Raw genomic sequence first — 18,066 nt, 5'->3', positions numbered from 1 at the left:
TCAGGAGTGAAGCACCTAAGAAACGCGCACGAGTCACAACGCCCGGCGCAAGACAAAACGGCCGACACGTGCCGACCGTTTCCGATTCTACGCCGCTGCTGTCCGGAAGGAAATGCGGGGATGTCCCTATTTACCTTCCGTTACAACCAACATGAATCAATACATGCCATCCCTGATCAATCAGGCACGATCCATCTTTTCACGACGGATCGCCTCATCGTCCATCAACTCATACCACATGGCATTGAGGACAGCGAAAGCGGCTGCCAGTGGCAGACCGAGAATCCAGGCGAAATACCACATACGTTTTCCTTTCCGGTTCTGGAGGCATCACCAGGATGCCTCCTCATTAATTAGTAGGCGTGACCGCTGTCGTCACGGATCGCCTGCTCATCCACCTTGCCCCACAGCACGTGATAGACCCAGCTCGTGTACATCAGAATCAGCGGCATGAAGATCGCCGTGCAGACCAGCATGATGAACAACGTCAAATGGCTGGAAGACGAATCCCATACTGTCAGACTGGCGCGAGGATCGAGCGATGAGGGCAGGATGAACGGGAACATGGATGCGCCAACGCTCAACACAATGCCTGCAATACTCAGGGTGCTGCTCAGCAAGGCAAAGAGCTCACGACGTTTGCACAAACCAATCCATGCGCCCAGCGCACCCAGCAAACCGATGGCCGGTGCGGCGATCGTCCACGGATGGGCCTGATAGTTGGCAAACCAGATCCCTGGCTGTGTTTCTGCCACTTTCAGCAAGGGATTGGACGGCCCCGTCGTATCGATGGCACTGCTGATGTGATAGCCATCGATATACAGCCACAGCAATACACCAGCAACCGCATACAACACCACGGTGGCCAGCGCTGCAATGCCGCCAAAACGACGCGCACGATCCGCTACCGCATCCTGTGTTTTCAGCTGCAACCAGGCGGCACCATGCATGACCAGCATGGCAACCGAAACCAGACCGCACAGCAAGGCAAACGGATTGAGGAGGCCGAAGAAACTGCCCTCGTAGAAAATCTGCATGCTGTCATCCAGACGGAATGGCACACCTTGCAGCACGTTGCCCATCGCCACACCAAAAATCAATGCAGGAACAAAACCGGAGAAAAACAGGGCCATATCCCATGCACGACGCCAGCCGGCATCTTCGCGCTTGCTGCGGAACTTGAATGCGACCGGACGGACGATCAAGGCCGTCAGAATCGCAAACATCGCCAGATAAAAACCGGAAAATGACACCGCGTACAACTGCGGCCACGCGGCGAAAATCGCGCCGCCGCCGAGGATCAGCCAGACCTGATTGCCTTCCCACACAGGTCCGACGGCGTTGATGACGACACGTCGCTCAACGTCGGTCTTGCCGACAAATGGCAGCAGGATTCCTGTGCCGAGATCAAAGCCGTCGGTCACGGCAAAGCCAACCAGCAGCACGCCCAACAGCAGCCACCAGATCAGACGCAGTACGTCGTAGTCAATTAAGGTATGCAGAATCATGCGAGCTCCACGGTAGCAGTTGGTGCGGAAGGTTGATTGGCGCGGACATTGACGCCTTCATTCGGATCATGTTCGGTCTGCGGTCCCTTGCGGATCGCCTTGAGCATGAGCTTCATTTCGACGATCAACAGCACGGTATAGATCGCGACAAAGCCGGCCAGCGAAATCAGCAAGGTCTTGATGCCGAGATTCGACACCGCCACCGCCGTTGGCAGCACACCTTCGATCACCCAAGGCTGACGGCCGAATTCGGCAACGAACCAGCCTGCTTCAGCGGCAATCCACGGCAGTGGAATCGACCATACGGCAACCTTCAGCAACCAGCGATGGCGATCCAGCGCACGACGTGCCGACAATACGAAGAAGGTACCCGTCAGCAGGATCATGAAGATGCCGATGGCGACCATGATGCGGAAGCTCCAGAACAGCGGCGAGACCTGCGGTACGGTATCCCAGGCTGCCTGCTTGATCTGTTCAGGCGTGGCCTGACGCGGATCATCCACGTAACGACGCAGCAGCAAGGCATAGCCCAGATCGCCGCCGTTTTCCTCGAACTGTGTCTGCAATTCATGCGTGATGTTCTTCATGCCGCCGTTTTCACGGATCTTCTGCAACGCATCGTAGGCTTTGAGACCATTGCTGATCCGGCCTTCGGCACGCTCGACCAGCTCGATGATGCCGGGGATGGAGGTATTGAGCGAACGCGTACCGATCAGACCCATGACGAAGGGAATGTGAATCGCGTAGTGATTCTCGCGCGCTTCCTGATCGGGGAAACCGATCAGCGTGAACGCAGCAGGCGCATCCTGCGTGTCCCACATGCCTTCGATCGCGGCCAGTTTCATCCGCTGATGTTCGGTCGACAGATAACCGCTTTCGTCGCCCAGCACGACAACCGACAGGGCCGCAGCCAGACCGAAGGAAGCGGCCACCGTCATCGAACGCTTGGCGATGTCCAAGTGACGACCTTTGAGCACATACCAGGCCGACACGCCCAGCACGAAAATCGCTGCCGTTACATAACCTGCCGATACCGTGTGCACGAACTTGGCTTGTGCCACCGGATTGGTCAGCACATCAAAGAAGTTGGTTACTTCCATGCGCATGGTGTCGGGATTGAGCGCGGCACCGACCGGATTCTGCATCCAGCCGTTGGCAATCAGAATCCACAGTGCAGACAGATTCGAGCCCAGTGCCACCGCCCAGGTCGTGATCAGATGGCCGACCTTGGACAGCTTGTCCCAACCGAAGAAGAACAGACCGACAAAGGTTGCCTCGAGGAAGAAAGCCATTAAGCCTTCGATTGCCAGCGGCGCACCGAAGACGTCACCGACGTAATGGCTGTAGTAGCTCCAGTTCATGCCGAACTGGAATTCCATCACGATGCCGGTCGCCACACCCATGGCGAAGTTGATGCCGAACAGCGTGCCCCAGAACTTGGTCATGTCGCGCCAGATCACACGGCCCGTCATGACATACACGGTTTCCATGATCGCCAGCAGGATCGACAAACCGATGGTCAATGGTACAAACAGAAAGTGATACAGCGCCGTCGCGGCAAACTGTAATCGCGAGAGTGAAACAATATCGAGATCCATAACGTCCTCTTTTAAAAACCTTCCCTAAAACCCGTACAACTCAAAACAAATCATTTCAATCCGCATCTTTGATGCGTCAATCACTGCGCAGCGACGCCAGCAAGGCATCAAACAAGGGATCACCGCGCCGTACATCGGCCACGATCACACCACGATGCATACGCACAATGCGATCAGCCAGTTCGGCCTCGCGACGGACATGTGTCGCCATCAAGATGGTTCGCGATTTGTTCTCTGCCAGTGCCTGCTGCAATCGCGTCAGCACATCCTTCGCAGTGCGTTGATCCAGCCCTTCTGTCGGTTCATCCAGTAACCACAGCGGCACATCGCGCAACAGCACGCGTGCCAGCGCCAGACGACGTGCCTGCCCACCGGACAAGCCGAAACCGCCCTCACCCAGTCGGCTATGCAGTCCTTGCGGCATGGCTGCCACGGTTTCTGCCAGTCCCGCTACGGCAAGCACGCGCCAGAGCAAGGGATCGTCTGCGTGTGGATCGGCCAGCAAGAGGTTGTCCCGCACGCTGTCCTGAAACAATTCGGTTCGCTGATTCAGCATGGTGTGTGGCACGACGGCACGCTGCCCGCGCAGTGCAGATAACTCGCCTGCGATCAATGCCATCAACGTCGATTTGCCGGCACCGCTATGGCCGATCAGGGCGACACGTTCACCAATCTGGATGGATAAGGAAAGATGTTGAAGATAAGGACGATGCACGCCCTCGCTGTCGTCCGGATGGACATCCACTTCACGCAAATCAATCGCCAGTCTGCTGTCCGATGGTGGCAGAGCAAGCAGTTGATCCAATGGCTGATCGATCCGGTTCGCCAGACGCTTTGCTGCCAACAAGGTACGGCCCCATTCCAGCGAGCCACGACGCAAGGCCGCAAAGGGCTCGGTCGCCGTAAGCACGAGCAGCAAGGCCAAGGCGGCGACCGGCGTATCGATATTGCCTTGCTCTACCAAGGCAGCGACAGTCAGCAAGGTGCCACACAGCATGGCTGCGCCCGCAATCACGTATGCCATGCCGGATAGCGATTCCAGATGATTGAGTGCATCGTCGGCTTCCGCGATACGTGCATCGGCAGCCCGCAACTTCTCGCATTGCATCTGCAACTGGCCATGCATGAGCAATTCGCCCTGACCAGAAACCAGATCGATGCTGCGCGCGCGCAATGCTTCCAGCGCGTGATAGCGCAAACGCGCAATATGACGTGCTCGCCATGCAACGACCACCGCGATACCCAATCCGCTCACCAGCAACCAGACCGTGATCGCAAGACCCAGCCAGGGCTGAATAAAGGCAAGGGCAATACCGGTAACGACCGCAGCAACCATCGCCGAAAGCATCGGCACCATGATCCGCAGATAAACGGAATCAAGCGCATCGATGTCGGTCGTCAGTCGAAACAGAATTTGAGCAGGACGTGCCAGTAACCGTCTGGCAGCCTGTGGCTGCGCCCAGCCGCGAAACAGACGCACACGCAGTCTGGCAAGTACGCTCAAGGTCGTATCATGCGTGACCAGACGCTCGGCATAACGCAAGCCGGTGCGTCCCATGGCCAGCAAACGGATACCGGCAGACGGCATGAAGACGTCAAATGCGAAAGCGAGCGCGACATTCAAGCCGGCAATCGCAGTCGCGGTAATGAACCAGCCGGACAGGCCAAGCAATGCCATGCCGGACAAAACTGTCAGCGCGGCAACGCCGGCACCGAGCCATGCCTGTTTGCGATGTTCGGTTGCAAACAGATGAAGAACGGCGCGAAGCTCCTGCAAGGTACGTATCCAGCCGAGGGTACCCGTATTGATATTCATGCACGCACCCTGACTTCCTCACCAAGCACAATGGATCGATCCAGTTGCTCGATCAATGCAGGGTCGTGCGTTGCAACCAGCATGGTTTTGTCTTTTGCCAGTCGCAACAAGGCACGCATCACTTGTTCGGACGTCTCGCGATCCAGATGTGCGGTTGGTTCATCGACCAGCAGAATGTCGGCATGGGGATTGGCAGCCGCACGTGCAAGTGCCAGACGCACCGCCTCACCGCCGGAGAGCCCGCCTCCCATTTCTCCCAGCATGACGCCAGGCTGTGCCTGTGGCACCTTATGCAGGGCGGCCAGATGCAAGGCCAGCTCGACATCGTCCTTGCCAATCTCTTTCCGCCCTAAAGCGATATTGCTGCGGACCGATCCGGCAAAGACGTGCGGCTTCTGACCAATCCATGCCATGCGCGCGCGCAAGGCACTGACCGTATCCGCCTGCAGCGGTACACCATCGACAAGAATGTCGCCATGCTGCGCGATGGCCATGCCCGCAATCAATGCTTGCAAGGTGGATTTACCCGCACCACTTGGTGCGACGAGCGCAACATGTTCGCCCGCGCGTACATGCGCATGCAATCCGTTGAACACTTGTACGCCATCGGGATAGGCAAAATGCAGGTTGCGAATCGTGATTGACGGGGGTGTCTTGACTGCTCTGGCAGGCGTCACGGCGTCCACCATGCGCAGACCGTTTTCAGGCATGTGCATGCCCTCTTGCATCAATTGTTCGATCTGATCGAGTGCTGCTTCGCCGGCAGCACGGTCATGCCAGACAGCGGACAGTTCACGCAAAGGCTCAAAGAACGCTGGCGCCAGCAACAAGACAAACAAGCCTTGCCCCAGCGTCAGTTTGTCGCTCCATGCCCCAAAATTCAGTTGGCCCAGCAGGTGAAAACCGACATAGACCGCGACCATCGCCACACCAAGCGCAGCAAACAGTTCCAGCACAGCAGAAGAAAGAAAGGCAATGCGCAGCACGGTTATGGTGCGACGACGCAATGCCTGTGCGGTATCGTGCAATCGCTGCGCCGTTGCGCCGACGGCATCCAGCGCGCGAATCGTCGTCAGTCCACGCAGGCGATCGAGAAGAAACGCGTTCATGTTGCCGATCTCGCCCATGTGCGCATCGCTGGCAGCTTTGGCGCGCCATCCAACCAGTGCCATGAAGATCGGAATCAGCGGTGCTGCAACCAGCAGGATCAATCCCGCCAACCACGACACGGCAAACACGACAGCAAAAATCACCAATGGCACGACGGTTGCGCGCAGACGTGCGGGCTGATAACGAACGAGGTACGGCAAGACGGCTTCCGTCTGCTCGGCCATGGCGCTGGCTGCCATGCCGGAAGCCGGTCTTTGCGGATCAATCGGTGAACGCATTGCCAGCGACTGCACGAGGTTTGCACGCAAGGCACCCAGCCTGGCGCGCGCACTTTTGAAGACAAGACGCAAACCGATCATGTCGGTCACCGCACGTGCAACAGCCAGCACGAAAATCGCCAGCGCAGGCATCACAACGGCACGAACGCCATGACCATCTGCCAGCATTTGCAAGGAGTACGCCAGCAACGCTGCCTGCGGAATCCAGATCAAGGAGGCTACCGTTTGGAAAAAGCTGCCCCGCCCTCTTCCTTGCGAAAGACGCAATTGTGAAAACATGGCGGCTGCTTGTTTCATGAGACGGAGTGTCGATCAGTCGAAATAGTCTGTCGATATGGCAAATCACCCGAGGACAATATGTCCATGCACATGCGCCAAGGACAAACTGCCCCACTTATCTTCAGTGGTTGACCGTATGTTGCGCCAACCAGAATTTCATCTTTTGAGCTACATCAACTAATCAGCAATCCTTGCTCAAGCGCAAAGTCGCGAACAACAGATTGCGAACGAAGTGCGTAAAACCGCTTGACGAAGGAGAACGATCGTTCTACCATGCGCCACATGGACGATCCGACACTCACCGAAACCCAGCGCAAGCTGCTCGCAGCGACTGAGCGGCTGATCTATGCGGGCGGCATTACCGCAACCGGCATGGACAGAATAGTCAAGGAATCGGGCGTTGCAAGAAAAACCATCTATCGCTACTACAAGGATAAAGATGAGCTGGTCGCCGATGCGTTAGCCAAGCGCGACGTACGCTGGATGAACTGGTTTATTACAACCAGCGGCAAGGCAGACACGCCAGCAGGTCGGCTGCTCTCCACCTTCGATGCGCTGGAGCAATGGTTTTTTACGCCGGATTTTCGCGGCTGCGCCTTCATCAATGCCGCAGGTGAGATCGGCGATCCTGGCGATCCGATTCGCGCAGTCGCCAAACTGCACAAGGTCAAGTTGCGTGATTACCTGCGGCAACTGGCAGAAGAATACGGCGCAGATGATCCGGATGAATTGGCAGCGGAATTTCTAATCCTGATCGATGGCGCGATCACGGTTGCACTCGTCATGGAAAAGAAAGAAGCAGCGCGTGAAGCACAAAAGCTTGCACGCAAGCTGCTCGACATGCGACCGCCACAGCGCAAGTAATGTCGTTTGGCATACATAACATTTGATGCGCAAGTTTGATACATAAGTTTGAAAGCAAGACCCAGTACACGTAGTTCTTATTGTTGTTATCAGTTGCTGTTCTTACCGTTGTTCCTAAAAGGAGATTCAGATGTCCGCCAATCCAAACGTTCGCCCGCCATTGCCACCATTTACCCGTGAGACCGCTGCACAAAAAGTGCGTCTCGCAGAAGATGGCTGGAACGGTCGCAATCCTGAGAAAGTTGCCCTCGCCTACAGCGTCGATACTAAATGGCGTAACCGGTCCGAGTTCGTCACCAATCGTGCCGAAGCACAAGCCTTCCTCGAACGCAAATGGGCCAAGGAACTCGATTATCGTCTGATCAAGGAATTGTGGGCCTTCACGGAGAACCGCATTGCTGTGCGTTACGCCTATGAATGGCATGACGATGCCGGAAACTGGTTCCGTTCGTATGGCAATGAAAACTGGGAGTTTGGTGAAGACGGTCTGATGATCAACCGCTATGCATCAATCAACGACAAACCGATCAAGGAATCGGAACGCAAGTTTCACTGGCCTCTCGGTCGTCGTCCCGACGATCACCCGGGCCTGTCCGAACTCGGCCTCTGATCCGCAGTTTCTGATTCGTTTTCACCGCTTCGCTTGATTGCATCGAACAAGCGAAGCGGCGAAAGGTTTACCATCGAGGCTGTTTTCGACTCTCGCCCTACATCACAGACCGCATCATGCTCACCCCCGACCTTTGCACCGAAGAAGAAGTCCGCACCCTCGTCCATGCCTTTTATGCCAAAGTGCGCAAGGATGATGTACTGGGTCCGATCTTCAATACACAGGTACATGACTGGGACGAACATCTGCTCACCCTGACCAGCTTCTGGTCATCCATTCTGCGGGCGACTGGTTCGTACACCGGCACGCCAATGCAAAAGCATGCAGCCATGCCACATCTGGACGAAGCATTGTTCCAGCGATGGCTGTCACTTTTTCTTGAAACGACAAAAGAACAACCGAACGAAGCCATGGGCCAGCGTGCTTATACGACCGCCCAACGAATTGCACAAAGCCTCTGGTATAGCTGGCAAATGAAAAACGAGCCGGGATCCATGCCGAAGGACCTCCGGCTCGATTGATCACATACAGAAATAATTACCAGCGATAACCCAGGGTCGCAGTAATTGTTCGCCCCTGTCCATAAAACTGCGCACGATTGGCTAAAGTCACTTTATCAAACAGATTTGCCGCATTCAGAGAAAAACGAATCGGACCTGACTGGTAATGCACCGCAGCATCAACCAGTGTGTAGCCCGGATTGAAGTAAAGATTGGCCGGTACATCTGCAACCGACTTGCCCACTTTTCTTACCCCCGCGCCGATACCCCATCCTGGCAACACATCATTGCTGAATGTGTAATCTATCCAAAGCTTGCTCGTATGTCGCACAGTCTGAAACGGCATCTTGCCAAGCTCGGCAGCAGTATTGCTTTTGGTGATTTCAGGATCAAGCCAGGTGTAGCTGGCAATCAAATCCAGCCGACGTGTCAGACTCGCCTTGCCTTCCAGTTCCAGACCGCGTGAACGTACTTCGCCCGTTTGCACGCGTCGTGCCGGGTTATTCGGATCGACTGTCGTCACATTCTGCTTGCGCAAATCAAACAGGGATGCCGCCAAAAAACTATTTGAACCGACGGGCTGATACTTCATGCCAATCTCAAATTGCTCGCCGGTTTCTGGTTGCGGTGTCCCATTGAAGTTCGTGCCTATAACGGGCGCAAAAGATGTCGAGTAACTGGCGTATGGCGCTAACCCATTATTAAACAGATAAAGCAAACCAAGATTACCTGTAGTTTTCCCGTCATCGACTTGAATCGTTGTTGCACCCGACGCGCGCGAGGTTTCAGCCTTGTCTCGACGTAACCCCGCATTGACAATCCACTGCCCCCATTTCATCTGGTCTTGCAGATACAAACCATACTGCTTGACCGTCGCTGTGCTGCGCACTAACGATGGCACCGTCACAGCGCCGCCATATACCGGATTGAAAATATCCAGTTGCGATGCCGTGCCGCTCGTATTCAAATCTTCAGTGCCAGAAAAATCCTGATAATCCACACCAACGAGCAGCTTGTGCTTGACGCTGCCTGTATTCAAATCTTTTTGCAGATGCGTATCCGCCGTCAACACACGACTATTAACGCGCGATATCAGTGCTGAGCGATTGACTCGCGTCGTATTTGCAACAACATCTCTCGCGTAAACATGCTGATAATCCAACTTGAAATCAGCATAGCGCACGTTATGGCGCAGTACCAGCGTATCGTCAAAGCGATGCTCAAACAGATAGGCTAGCGAAGCCATATCGCGATTGTAATGATCGAACCCAGGTTCGCCCGCGAATGCCCTGACCGGTATTGATCGGCCGTTATAGGTTTTCAGTAATGATTCATTCGGCCACCAGCTTTTGGGTGTCATGCGATCTTGCGTGTAATCAGCAAGGATCGTGAGCGAGGTGGCTGCATTCGGCTTCCAGGTCAGTGCGGGGGCAACATAGAAACGATTATCTTGCGAGTAATCCGTTTGCGTTTTTGCATCACGTGCCAGCCCGTTCACTCGAAACAGCAAGCTACCGTCTTCATTCAACGAACGGTTGAAGTCGAACGTGGTTTGATACCGTGCATGATTACCGGCCGACACGGTGACGTCATTGATCGATGCATCGACAGGACGCTTGGAGACCTGATTAACCAACCCACCAGGACCACCTTGTCCGTATAGCGTTGCGACAGGCCCTTTCAGCACTTCGACTCGTTCAATGCCTTGCGGATCGGCCAGCCAGTCGCCATACGTGCCAGACTTAAAAACACGCAAGCCATCGCGATACAGCGTCGCATCGAACCCACGGATGTTGAGACTGGCATAGCGCAGATCGTAGCCAGTGATTTCCGTTAAAACACCCGCCGTGTAACGCAAAGATTGCTCTACTGTTTGTACCGCCTGTGCATCCATCTGCGCGCGCGTAATGACGGATATCGACATCGGCGTTTCAAGCAATGGCGTGTCTGTTTTAGTAGCAGAGCCGCCTCGCAACGCGACATAACCAATGGCGTCACTGCCGTTCACCTGGACAACTGGCAATGTAGTTTCCGCCCCTTGCGGTGAATCAGATGTACGCGATTGAACAGTCAACGTCCCGTTGGCGGTACGAGCAAGTTCAAGTTTTTGTCCTGCCAATGCTTGCTGTACGGCCTGATTGACATGCAATCTTCCCTGAATAGCAGGCGCCTGTAGCCCTTGCACCAACTGCGGATTGACGGAAATCGTGACGTTTGCCTGACGTGCGATTTCGATCAGCGTGCTGCCGAGTGGTCCGGCAGGTATTCGATAATCGTGTAAAGCGTCAGCGGCTTTTATAGCGGGAGTCGTCGCTGTTTGCGCATAAGCATTAACTGCTGACAAAGCAAACATCAATGCCAAAACAAGCGGCCTTTTGGCAAAACGTCTTGGAGGAATCGGATGCATAAAGTGTTTTCCTGAGAGTATGTGAATAAATGCTTCACAAGACATGTGTAACAACTCAGGAAAAAGTGATCACTTGGTGTAAATTTTTATGCGACATCGATCACTGCCAACCAGCGACTGTAAAAGTCCACACGAATTGGCAGAGTTTGTACAAGTGATTCGATCAGTCTGTCGGTGTCATCAAGAACGAAAGCGCCCAGAACCCGTAGCTTGGCCGCTTCGGGTGAAATACGAATAAAACCTGCACGATAAGGACGAATCGCCGCAACGACCTCGGATAAACGCTCGTCACGCACGGTCAACATCCCCTGCTCCCAACTGGCCTTGTATCCAGCATTGCCTACTGGTTCCAGATTGGCATAACGATCAAACCAAACGCCTTCACCTGCACTGACTCGACTGCGTTGACCGTCAAGATGCGTAATCTGCGCAGGTCCGTCGAACGGCAAAACAAAGCTACGCGCATCAAGCTGTTTGACCAGAACACGTCCATCAATTGCTAAAACAGTGCCGCAATCCGTTTGAATCGATAATGGACGGCTGGCATCAGGATGGATATCAACAATGCATTCGCCTTTATAAAGACGGAGCACACGCTGATCTTGTTTGAACCGGACATCAACCGCTGAATCGGCGTTGAGCGTGACACTACTACCATCCTCCAGCTCAAAACGACGACGTTCGCCGATACCCGTTCTTAAATCCGCAGCGACAGCTTGCATATCACCTTGCTGCATGACCACCGCACTTGTCCCGCCCAAGAATCCAATGGCGATGAGGCTACGCACGACAGCGCGACGTTGCCTATTTTGTGGACGGAGAATCAGTTTTTCTGCTAGTGCAGTCTGATTTTTTTCATGAAGCGGCGAGAACGACTGATCCAGAAATCCGGTGACATGCTGCCATGCTGCTGCATGCTGTGGATGCGCATTTTTCCAAGACTCAAAATGGTACCGCTCAAGTTCGCTGACATCACCTGAGCGAAAAACGACCATCCAGTCAATCGCTGCTTCAAGAGCAGCAGGCTGAATTGTCTCGGAACCATGATTGCCGATTACAGATGCGGACGGCATATTTAGTGCTCCAGCTGCAAGCACGCTTGCAACGCACGCTTCATATAGCGCCGCACTGTAATGACCGGCATGCCGAGTTGCACTGCAATTTCGGCATAAGTCATTTCATGCAACTGATTCAATAAGAAAACCTGTTTAACCTTCTCTGGCAGAGACGCAAGCATCAGATCAACTTGCGTAAGCGCCTCCAAAACAATCACTCTGTCCTCCTGGGAAGGTGCATGCTCATCCGGCATCACTGCAAGCGCATCCAGATAAGCCTGCTCCAGATCACGTCGACGCCAGAAGTTGAACATTAACCGTTTGGCAATCACCGTCAGATACGCACGAGGTTCATGCATTTCCTGAGCATGTGCAGCACTCATTACCTGCACAAAAGTGTCTTGTGTCAGATCAGCCGCATGATCACCGCAACCCAGCTTTCTTCTTAGCCAGCCAAGCAACCAAGGCTGATGCTCTACGTAGAGTTCGGTAATGTGACGAGTGTTTGAAGTAGTAGAGGCCAAGGCGAGCAGAAGCTAATGATAGGAGACATTGGCTGGCTGCATTTAAATGACTGGCTCGCCCTTTATGAGAATGTTTCTCATTATTTCAGTTGAGGCATCCAGCGTCAATTTGGCGCAGCAAGCTTGTCGCAAGAATGCCTCATGTCCGATCAGAACCGATACGTCGCACTCGCCACTGCTGTCCGCCGTGCACCATACCAGCAATCACCACGCAACAGGCAGGCTGCGTTATACAACTTGTCGGTCAGGTTATTGATGTTGAGTGCGTAGCGCCATTGCCCGTTATCCCATGACAGCATCGTATCCAGCAAGGTGACTGATGGCGTGGTCGGCGCAATACCATCCTTGAATGAGCTCATGTAACGTACACCGGCACCAAATGACAAACCACTCACATCGCCGACATTGAGCTTCCATTTCCCCCAGGCGGCGGCCTGATGTTTGGGAATCCCCGTCAATTTATCGTCCAGATCCAGATAGTTGTAATGCGCAATCGCATCAAACGTTGGCGTCACGGCAGCACGCCATTCCAGCTCCAGTCCTTTGTTCTTTGTTGAGTCGACCTGAATTCTGAACAATGGATTGACCGGGTCATTCGTCTGCTGATTCTTTTCCTTTATTTTCCAGATGGCTGCTGTGAATTGGCTTTTACCATCGGCTGGCATGTATTTCACGCCTGCTTCGATCTGTTCGCCTTCAAGCGGCTTGTAACGCGTACCCAGACGATCCGTACCAGTCAACGGCGTAAATGACTCGCTGTAACTCACATAAGGCGACCAGCCGTTATCCATCAGGTACATCAGGCCGAGACGGCCGGTTGTAGCACTGTCCTTGTTGTCGGCACTGCCTGCCAGGCCGTTGGTCACGCGATCGTGCCTTACCCCCAGAACGGCAATCCATTTTTCACCAAACTTCATCTGATCCTGCAGATACACCCCAGTTTGTTTCTGCGTATTACGTGGCTGATTCACCAGTGTCATGGAAACCGGGTTGCCATATACCGGTGCATAAACGTCAATGGTATTGCTGCCACTACCACGTGCCGAATCAAGTTGGTAATCCGTGTAATCCAGCCCCGCCAGTACTGTGTGTTTCACGTTGCCTGTCTGCAGATTGCCTTGCAGATGCTGATCGATCGTCGTGATCCGCGTGTGATCCAGTTGTGCACCGGCGATACGACGGATCAATCGCTGATTGACAGGATCAATCGCCCAACCACCTGGCTGACCTGTCGAGGGATCGGTTGCAAAGGAATCGGCGTAGTGCGTTACGTAATCAACCTTGTTACGCGCATAACGCATGTTTTGCCGCACCATCCATTGCTCATTGAATTTGTGTTCAAGCAGGTAACCGACTGTTGTGCGATCCGTATCGTAGCGATCTGTTGGCTCACCGATAAAACGACTGGAAGGAATTTGTCCGCTTACGTTCGGGGTCACCATACCGGCCCACGGCAAGAACTGGGCGGTCGATCCGGTGCGATCACGTTGATGCGACGCCTGGAAAGTAAGTGTAGTGCGATCACTCGGCTTCCACGTCAGACTGGGGGCAAGCAAGAAGCGATCATCGCCAACAAAATCAACTTGCGTATCCGAATCGCGTGCCACGGCGACCAGTCGGTACAACCATTTGCCATCTTCACTGAGCGGACCGGTGACATCTGCCTGCAATTGCTTGCGGCCGAAGGTACCAAGCTGTACACCGACTTCACCTTGAAACGTTTCCTGCGGACGTTTGGAAACCAGATTCACTACGCCTCCCGTTGAACCCTGTCCGTACATCATCGCTGACGGGCCTCGCAACACCTCGATGCGCTCCAGCGTAAAAGGATCAGGACGCACCGAGCTTGTGTAGTAGCCATTCGTCTGTCGCATGCCATCAACATAAGTCGTCGGTGTTGCACCGCGAATGGTGAATGCATCGTTGCGAGAGTCGACTCCATACGCATCCGACCGCACACCAGCGGCGTAGGTCAGCGCATCCTGCAGATTAGTTGCACCCTGATCCGTCATCTGGTCCCTGGTCACTACGGTGACCGACTGTGGTGTCTCTGCCAAAGGCGTATCGGTCTTGGTTGCCGTGGCAGCGCGTGTGGCACGGTAGCCTTGCACCGGACTCGTTGCTGTCTCCTGCTGTCCCGTTACTTCTACCGCAGGCAACACCGCATCCCTGGCTTGCTGCTCCTGCGCGTAGGCAGGCAAAGCTGAAAACGTGGTCGTCGCGCTAGCCAGCAAGGCGTAGCGAATGGAACGTGTCAGACGTGAAAGTGAAGGTTTCTTTTCGCATGTCATGCAGAGGTTGCTCCCTGTTTGGTTGAGAAAGGAGCGAACACATCGCACGATCAGAAAGCTGATCGATGCCGGTATGGGAATGCACGACAAACTTGGAAATGACGGCAGCCTACACGGATGGTTCGCATTGGCTGGCTACCGTCTAGGTGGCTTGCTGGAGGATGAATTTGCGTGAGCATTATTGCAACTAACTGGATGCGCAGTCAAATTGCAGGGCTTTGTTTATCAGGAGAAACATCCACAAAGGAACAAAGTGATATGGAAAACAAAATCTTCACCTCTTAATCTTCACCTTTCCTTGCCATCTGTAAACGCAACGCACGATACAGTCCGTTACACACTTCACTAATGCGTCACGCATATATGGACCAAATTGCATACAGCAGGTCTACTATTGATCCATGAATAAACAGGTCGTCAATCGTCAACGCCGCATGTTGTGCCTCGGGACTGCCACAGCCGCACTCGTGCCATCCGTATCGCTCGCGGAACGCTTCTCGGATCGGCAGCCGTTGCATGTACTTAACCGCTTGGGCTATGGCCCGGTACAGGGACAGATCGAAAGCGTTCTCAAGATGGGGATCGCACAGTACGTCGATCAGCAACTGCAGCCAGAACGTATTGCCTTGCCTGCACAACTGGCATCGCGTCTGAACGCATTGGAAGTCATTCAACTGCCAGCAGGTCGCGTGGCCGCGGAATACATTGCAGCGCGCGAAGCAGCGCAAGGTGGCGATGACGCTGCACGCGTACGTTTGAAAGAAGTTACCGAACGCATCAATCGACAAACCGCAGAAGCAAGGTTGCTACGCGCAATCTGTAGTCCATGCCAGCTGGAAGAGGTGATGGTAGATTTCTGGTTCAACCACTTCAACGTCTTTGCCGGCAAAAACCTGGTCCGCCCTCTTATCGCCAGCTATGAGCGCGACGCGATTCGCCCTTATGCGATGGGCTCGTTCCGTGATCTGTTAGGTGCGACAGCACGGCATCCGGCCATGCTGTTTTATCTGGACAACTGGCTATCCACACGCGAAGCACAGGAAGGCAATGACACCTCGGCCAAAGTACAACCGAAACGTCGCACCGGTCTCAATGAGAACTACGCACGCGAACTGATGGAGTTGCATACACTGGGCGTCGATAGCGGCTATTCGCAAAAGGACGTGACCGAACTGGCACGCATACTGACAGGCTGGACATTTGACCGTCGTGCGCTCATCCAGGACAACCAATTGTTCCGTTTCGACATGGGTCGTCACGATCAAGGCGACAAGCAATGGATGGGACAACACATCGACTCGCGAGGTCAGGCGGAAGGCGAGCAGGCACTTGATTTTCTGGCGCGTCATCCGGCAACGGCACGCCATCTCTCATACCAGCTTGCCCAGTATTTTGTCAGCGACAAACCGCCTGAAACCTTGGTCAAACGCATGGCACAAGGCTATCTGCAAAGCGATGGCAATCTCCGGGAAGTGCTCCGTACGCTGTTTCTTAGCGATGAATTCATGCATCCGTCCACCTTCAACGCCAAATTCAAGACACCGTATCAATATGTAATTTCGTCCATCCGTGCCGCGGATATTCAAGTGACCAATGTCCGACCATTGCTGAATACGTTGAACCAGCTTGGCATGCCGCTCTATGGTTGCCAGACACCGGACGGCTACAAGAATACGCAAGAAGCTTGGCTCAATGCCGATGCGCTGACCAAACGCATTGCCTTTGCCGGCAACCTGGCTTCAGGCCGGCTGGTACAACGCATGCAGCAGACACCAGATTCCGACAATCAACCGACAGGCAAGCCAACACCACTGGATGCGCAACACCTGTTCGATACGCTTGGCCCGACCAGCACCGCAACCACACGTGAAACCATCATGGCGCAAGCGCCCGCACTACGTGCCTCGATGGTGCTTGGCAGCCCGGATTTCATGCAGAAATAATCGCTCAGGAGAAGACAATGCAGCGACGACATTTCCTCACCTCTTCCATGGCACTGGCGAGTGGCCTCGTCATTCCGCTTGGAAAAAATGCATGGGCAGCAACGTCCAACAACGCCACCAATCGCAAGCTCATCGTCATCATGTTGCGTGGTGCAGTCGACGGATTGAATGTTGTCACACCTTATGGCGATGCCAACTACCGTCAATTGCGCCCCACGATTGGTTTGGCCGCGCCGGGGCAGGAGGATGGCTCGATTGATCTGGATGGCTACTTTGCTCTGCACCCTGCTCTGCATGCATTGCAGCCGTTATGGGAGCAAAAGAAGCTGGCCTTCATACATGCCAGCGGCTCTCCGGACTCAAGCCGCTCTCACTTCGATGCGCAAGCCTATCTGGAAAGCGGCACACCAGGCATCAAACGTACACAAGATGGCTGGATGAATCGCCTGCTTGCTGCCCTACCCGCAGAATCATCACCGATACGTGCCATCAGCATTGGCCCGACGATGCCGGCAATTCTCTCAGGAAGGGCGCTGGCAACCAACATCGGCAATAGCAACGCCAGCAACAACAGCCCGATTGATCGCCCGCAAGTTGGCGATGCTTTTGCGCAGATGTATCGCAACAATGAAAAATTTTCCAAGACCTATCAGGATGCACGTTCGGCCCGCAAGGAAATCGCGTCTGCCGCCATGTCACCAACGATGACGCAGGAAATGATCAATGCCAACGGTGGTGCACCGCTTCCCAATGGTTTTCCCAAAGATGCCGCACATCTGGCAACACTGATGCGCAACGATTCCAGGATTCAGATGGCATTCATTGCACTTGGCGGCTGGGACACCCACGCCAACCAGGGGGCCGGCAAAGGTCAGCTGGCCAATCGGCTGGCACCACTTGGTCAGGGACTCGCCACACTGGCAGAACAGCTAGGCCCATTGTTTGACGACACCACGATTGTTGTGATGTCAGAGTTTGGTCGCACCGCACGCGAGAACGGCAACAGAGGAACCGATCACGGCCACGGCAATGTGATGTGGCTGCTTGGCGGTCGCGTTCATGGCGGGAAAGTCCATGGCGACTGGCAAGGCTTATCGAGCGACAAGTTGAATGAAGGACGCGATCTGCCAGTTACGACCGATTTCCGCTCCGTGCTAGCGCAAGTGGCAGAACGCCATTTACGACTGAATGACAATCAGCTGACGATGGTCTTTCCTTCTGGACCAGGTACATCAACGCTTTCGTTGTACGTATGAAAAACGGCTGCCCAAGCAGCCGTTTTT

14 protein-coding genes are annotated in these 18,066 nt (G+C 54.4%); 5 read left to right on the top strand and 9 right to left on the bottom strand.

The genetic code is table 11. The features are described from left to right. Positions 1–180: 180 nt before the first annotated feature. The 5 genes from cydX to cydD all read right to left on the bottom strand — a co-directional run bounded on the left by cydX (position 181) and on the right by cydD (position 6,607). On the bottom strand, positions 181–303 hold the full coding sequence (gene cydX, locus IEV29_RS02680; protein WP_188379722.1) for a cytochrome bd-I oxidase subunit CydX: 123 nt from the start codon (positions 301–303) through the stop codon (positions 181–183). 50 nt (positions 304–353) lie between these two features. Continuing rightward, complete coding sequence (gene cydB, locus IEV29_RS02675) at positions 354–1,508, bottom strand: cytochrome d ubiquinol oxidase subunit II (protein WP_188379721.1); 1,155 nt, start codon at positions 1,506–1,508, stop codon at positions 354–356. Further along, a complete protein-coding gene (locus IEV29_RS02670) occupies positions 1,505–3,106 on the bottom strand; it encodes a cytochrome ubiquinol oxidase subunit I (RefSeq protein WP_188379720.1) in 1,602 nt (533 codons plus the stop codon). Before IEV29_RS02670 ends, cydB begins: the two co-directional genes overlap by 4 nt. A gap of 76 nt (positions 3,107–3,182) precedes the next feature. Further along, a complete protein-coding gene (locus IEV29_RS02665) occupies positions 3,183–4,922 on the bottom strand; it encodes an amino acid ABC transporter ATP-binding/permease protein (RefSeq protein ID WP_229726187.1) in 1,740 nt (579 codons plus the stop codon). Next, on the bottom strand, positions 4,919–6,607 hold the full coding sequence (gene cydD / locus IEV29_RS02660; protein ID WP_188379719.1) for a thiol reductant ABC exporter subunit CydD: 1,689 nt from the start codon (positions 6,605–6,607) through the stop codon (positions 4,919–4,921). The genes IEV29_RS02665 and cydD overlap by 4 nt, the downstream gene beginning before the upstream one ends. Before the next feature lie 228 nt (positions 6,608–6,835). Between cydD and IEV29_RS02655 the strand changes: the two genes are divergently transcribed. From IEV29_RS02655 to IEV29_RS02645, 3 genes are all read left to right on the top strand, one after another. Beyond that, on the top strand, positions 6,836–7,453 hold the full coding sequence (locus tag IEV29_RS02655) for a TetR/AcrR family transcriptional regulator (RefSeq protein ID WP_229726183.1): 618 nt from the start codon (positions 6,836–6,838) through the stop codon (positions 7,451–7,453). A gap of 130 nt (positions 7,454–7,583) precedes the next feature. Further along, positions 7,584–8,063: a nuclear transport factor 2 family protein gene (locus IEV29_RS02650; RefSeq protein ID WP_188379718.1), complete on the top strand. Its 480-nt coding sequence runs from the start codon at positions 7,584–7,586 to the stop codon at positions 8,061–8,063. Positions 8,064–8,179: 116 nt separating this feature from the next. Further along, on the top strand, positions 8,180–8,584 hold the full coding sequence (locus IEV29_RS02645; RefSeq protein WP_188379717.1) for a group III truncated hemoglobin: 405 nt from the start codon (positions 8,180–8,182) through the stop codon (positions 8,582–8,584). A 16-nt stretch (positions 8,585–8,600) separates the two neighbouring features. Here IEV29_RS02645 and IEV29_RS02640 read toward each other — a convergent pair whose 3' ends face one another. From IEV29_RS02640 to IEV29_RS02625, 4 genes are all read right to left on the bottom strand, one after another. Beyond that, positions 8,601–10,916: a TonB-dependent siderophore receptor gene (locus tag IEV29_RS02640; RefSeq protein ID WP_229726181.1), complete on the bottom strand. Its 2,316-nt coding sequence runs from the start codon at positions 10,914–10,916 to the stop codon at positions 8,601–8,603. Positions 10,917–11,056: 140 nt separating this feature from the next. After that, entirely contained in the window at positions 11,057–12,043 is a 987-nt protein-coding gene (locus IEV29_RS02635; RefSeq protein ID WP_188379715.1) for a FecR domain-containing protein, read from the bottom strand. A 2-nt stretch (positions 12,044–12,045) separates the two neighbouring features. Continuing rightward, a complete protein-coding gene (locus IEV29_RS02630) occupies positions 12,046–12,549 on the bottom strand; it encodes a sigma-70 family RNA polymerase sigma factor (RefSeq protein WP_188379714.1) in 504 nt (167 codons plus the stop codon). Between the two features lie 149 nt (positions 12,550–12,698). Continuing rightward, positions 12,699–14,840, bottom strand: a complete 2,142-nt coding sequence (locus tag IEV29_RS02625) for a TonB-dependent siderophore receptor (RefSeq protein WP_188379713.1) — start codon at positions 14,838–14,840, stop codon at positions 12,699–12,701. A 401-nt stretch (positions 14,841–15,241) separates the two neighbouring features. Between IEV29_RS02625 and IEV29_RS02620 the strand changes: the two genes are divergently transcribed. Both IEV29_RS02620 and IEV29_RS02615 read left to right on the top strand, forming a co-directional pair. Continuing rightward, positions 15,242–16,783: a DUF1800 domain-containing protein gene (locus IEV29_RS02620; protein ID WP_229726179.1), complete on the top strand. Its 1,542-nt coding sequence runs from the start codon at positions 15,242–15,244 to the stop codon at positions 16,781–16,783. Positions 16,784–16,800: 17 nt separating this feature from the next. Further along, entirely contained in the window at positions 16,801–18,039 is a 1,239-nt protein-coding gene (locus IEV29_RS02615) for a DUF1501 domain-containing protein (protein WP_188379712.1), read from the top strand. Positions 18,040–18,066 lie beyond the last annotated feature (27 nt).

The organism is Oxalicibacterium faecigallinarum (assembly GCF_014635705.1).
Classification (GTDB): Bacteria; Pseudomonadota; Gammaproteobacteria; order Burkholderiales; family Burkholderiaceae_D; genus Oxalicibacterium; species Oxalicibacterium faecigallinarum.
Note: the sequence above shows the minus strand (reverse complement) of the source record. Positions and strands in the feature narration are given on the sequence as shown.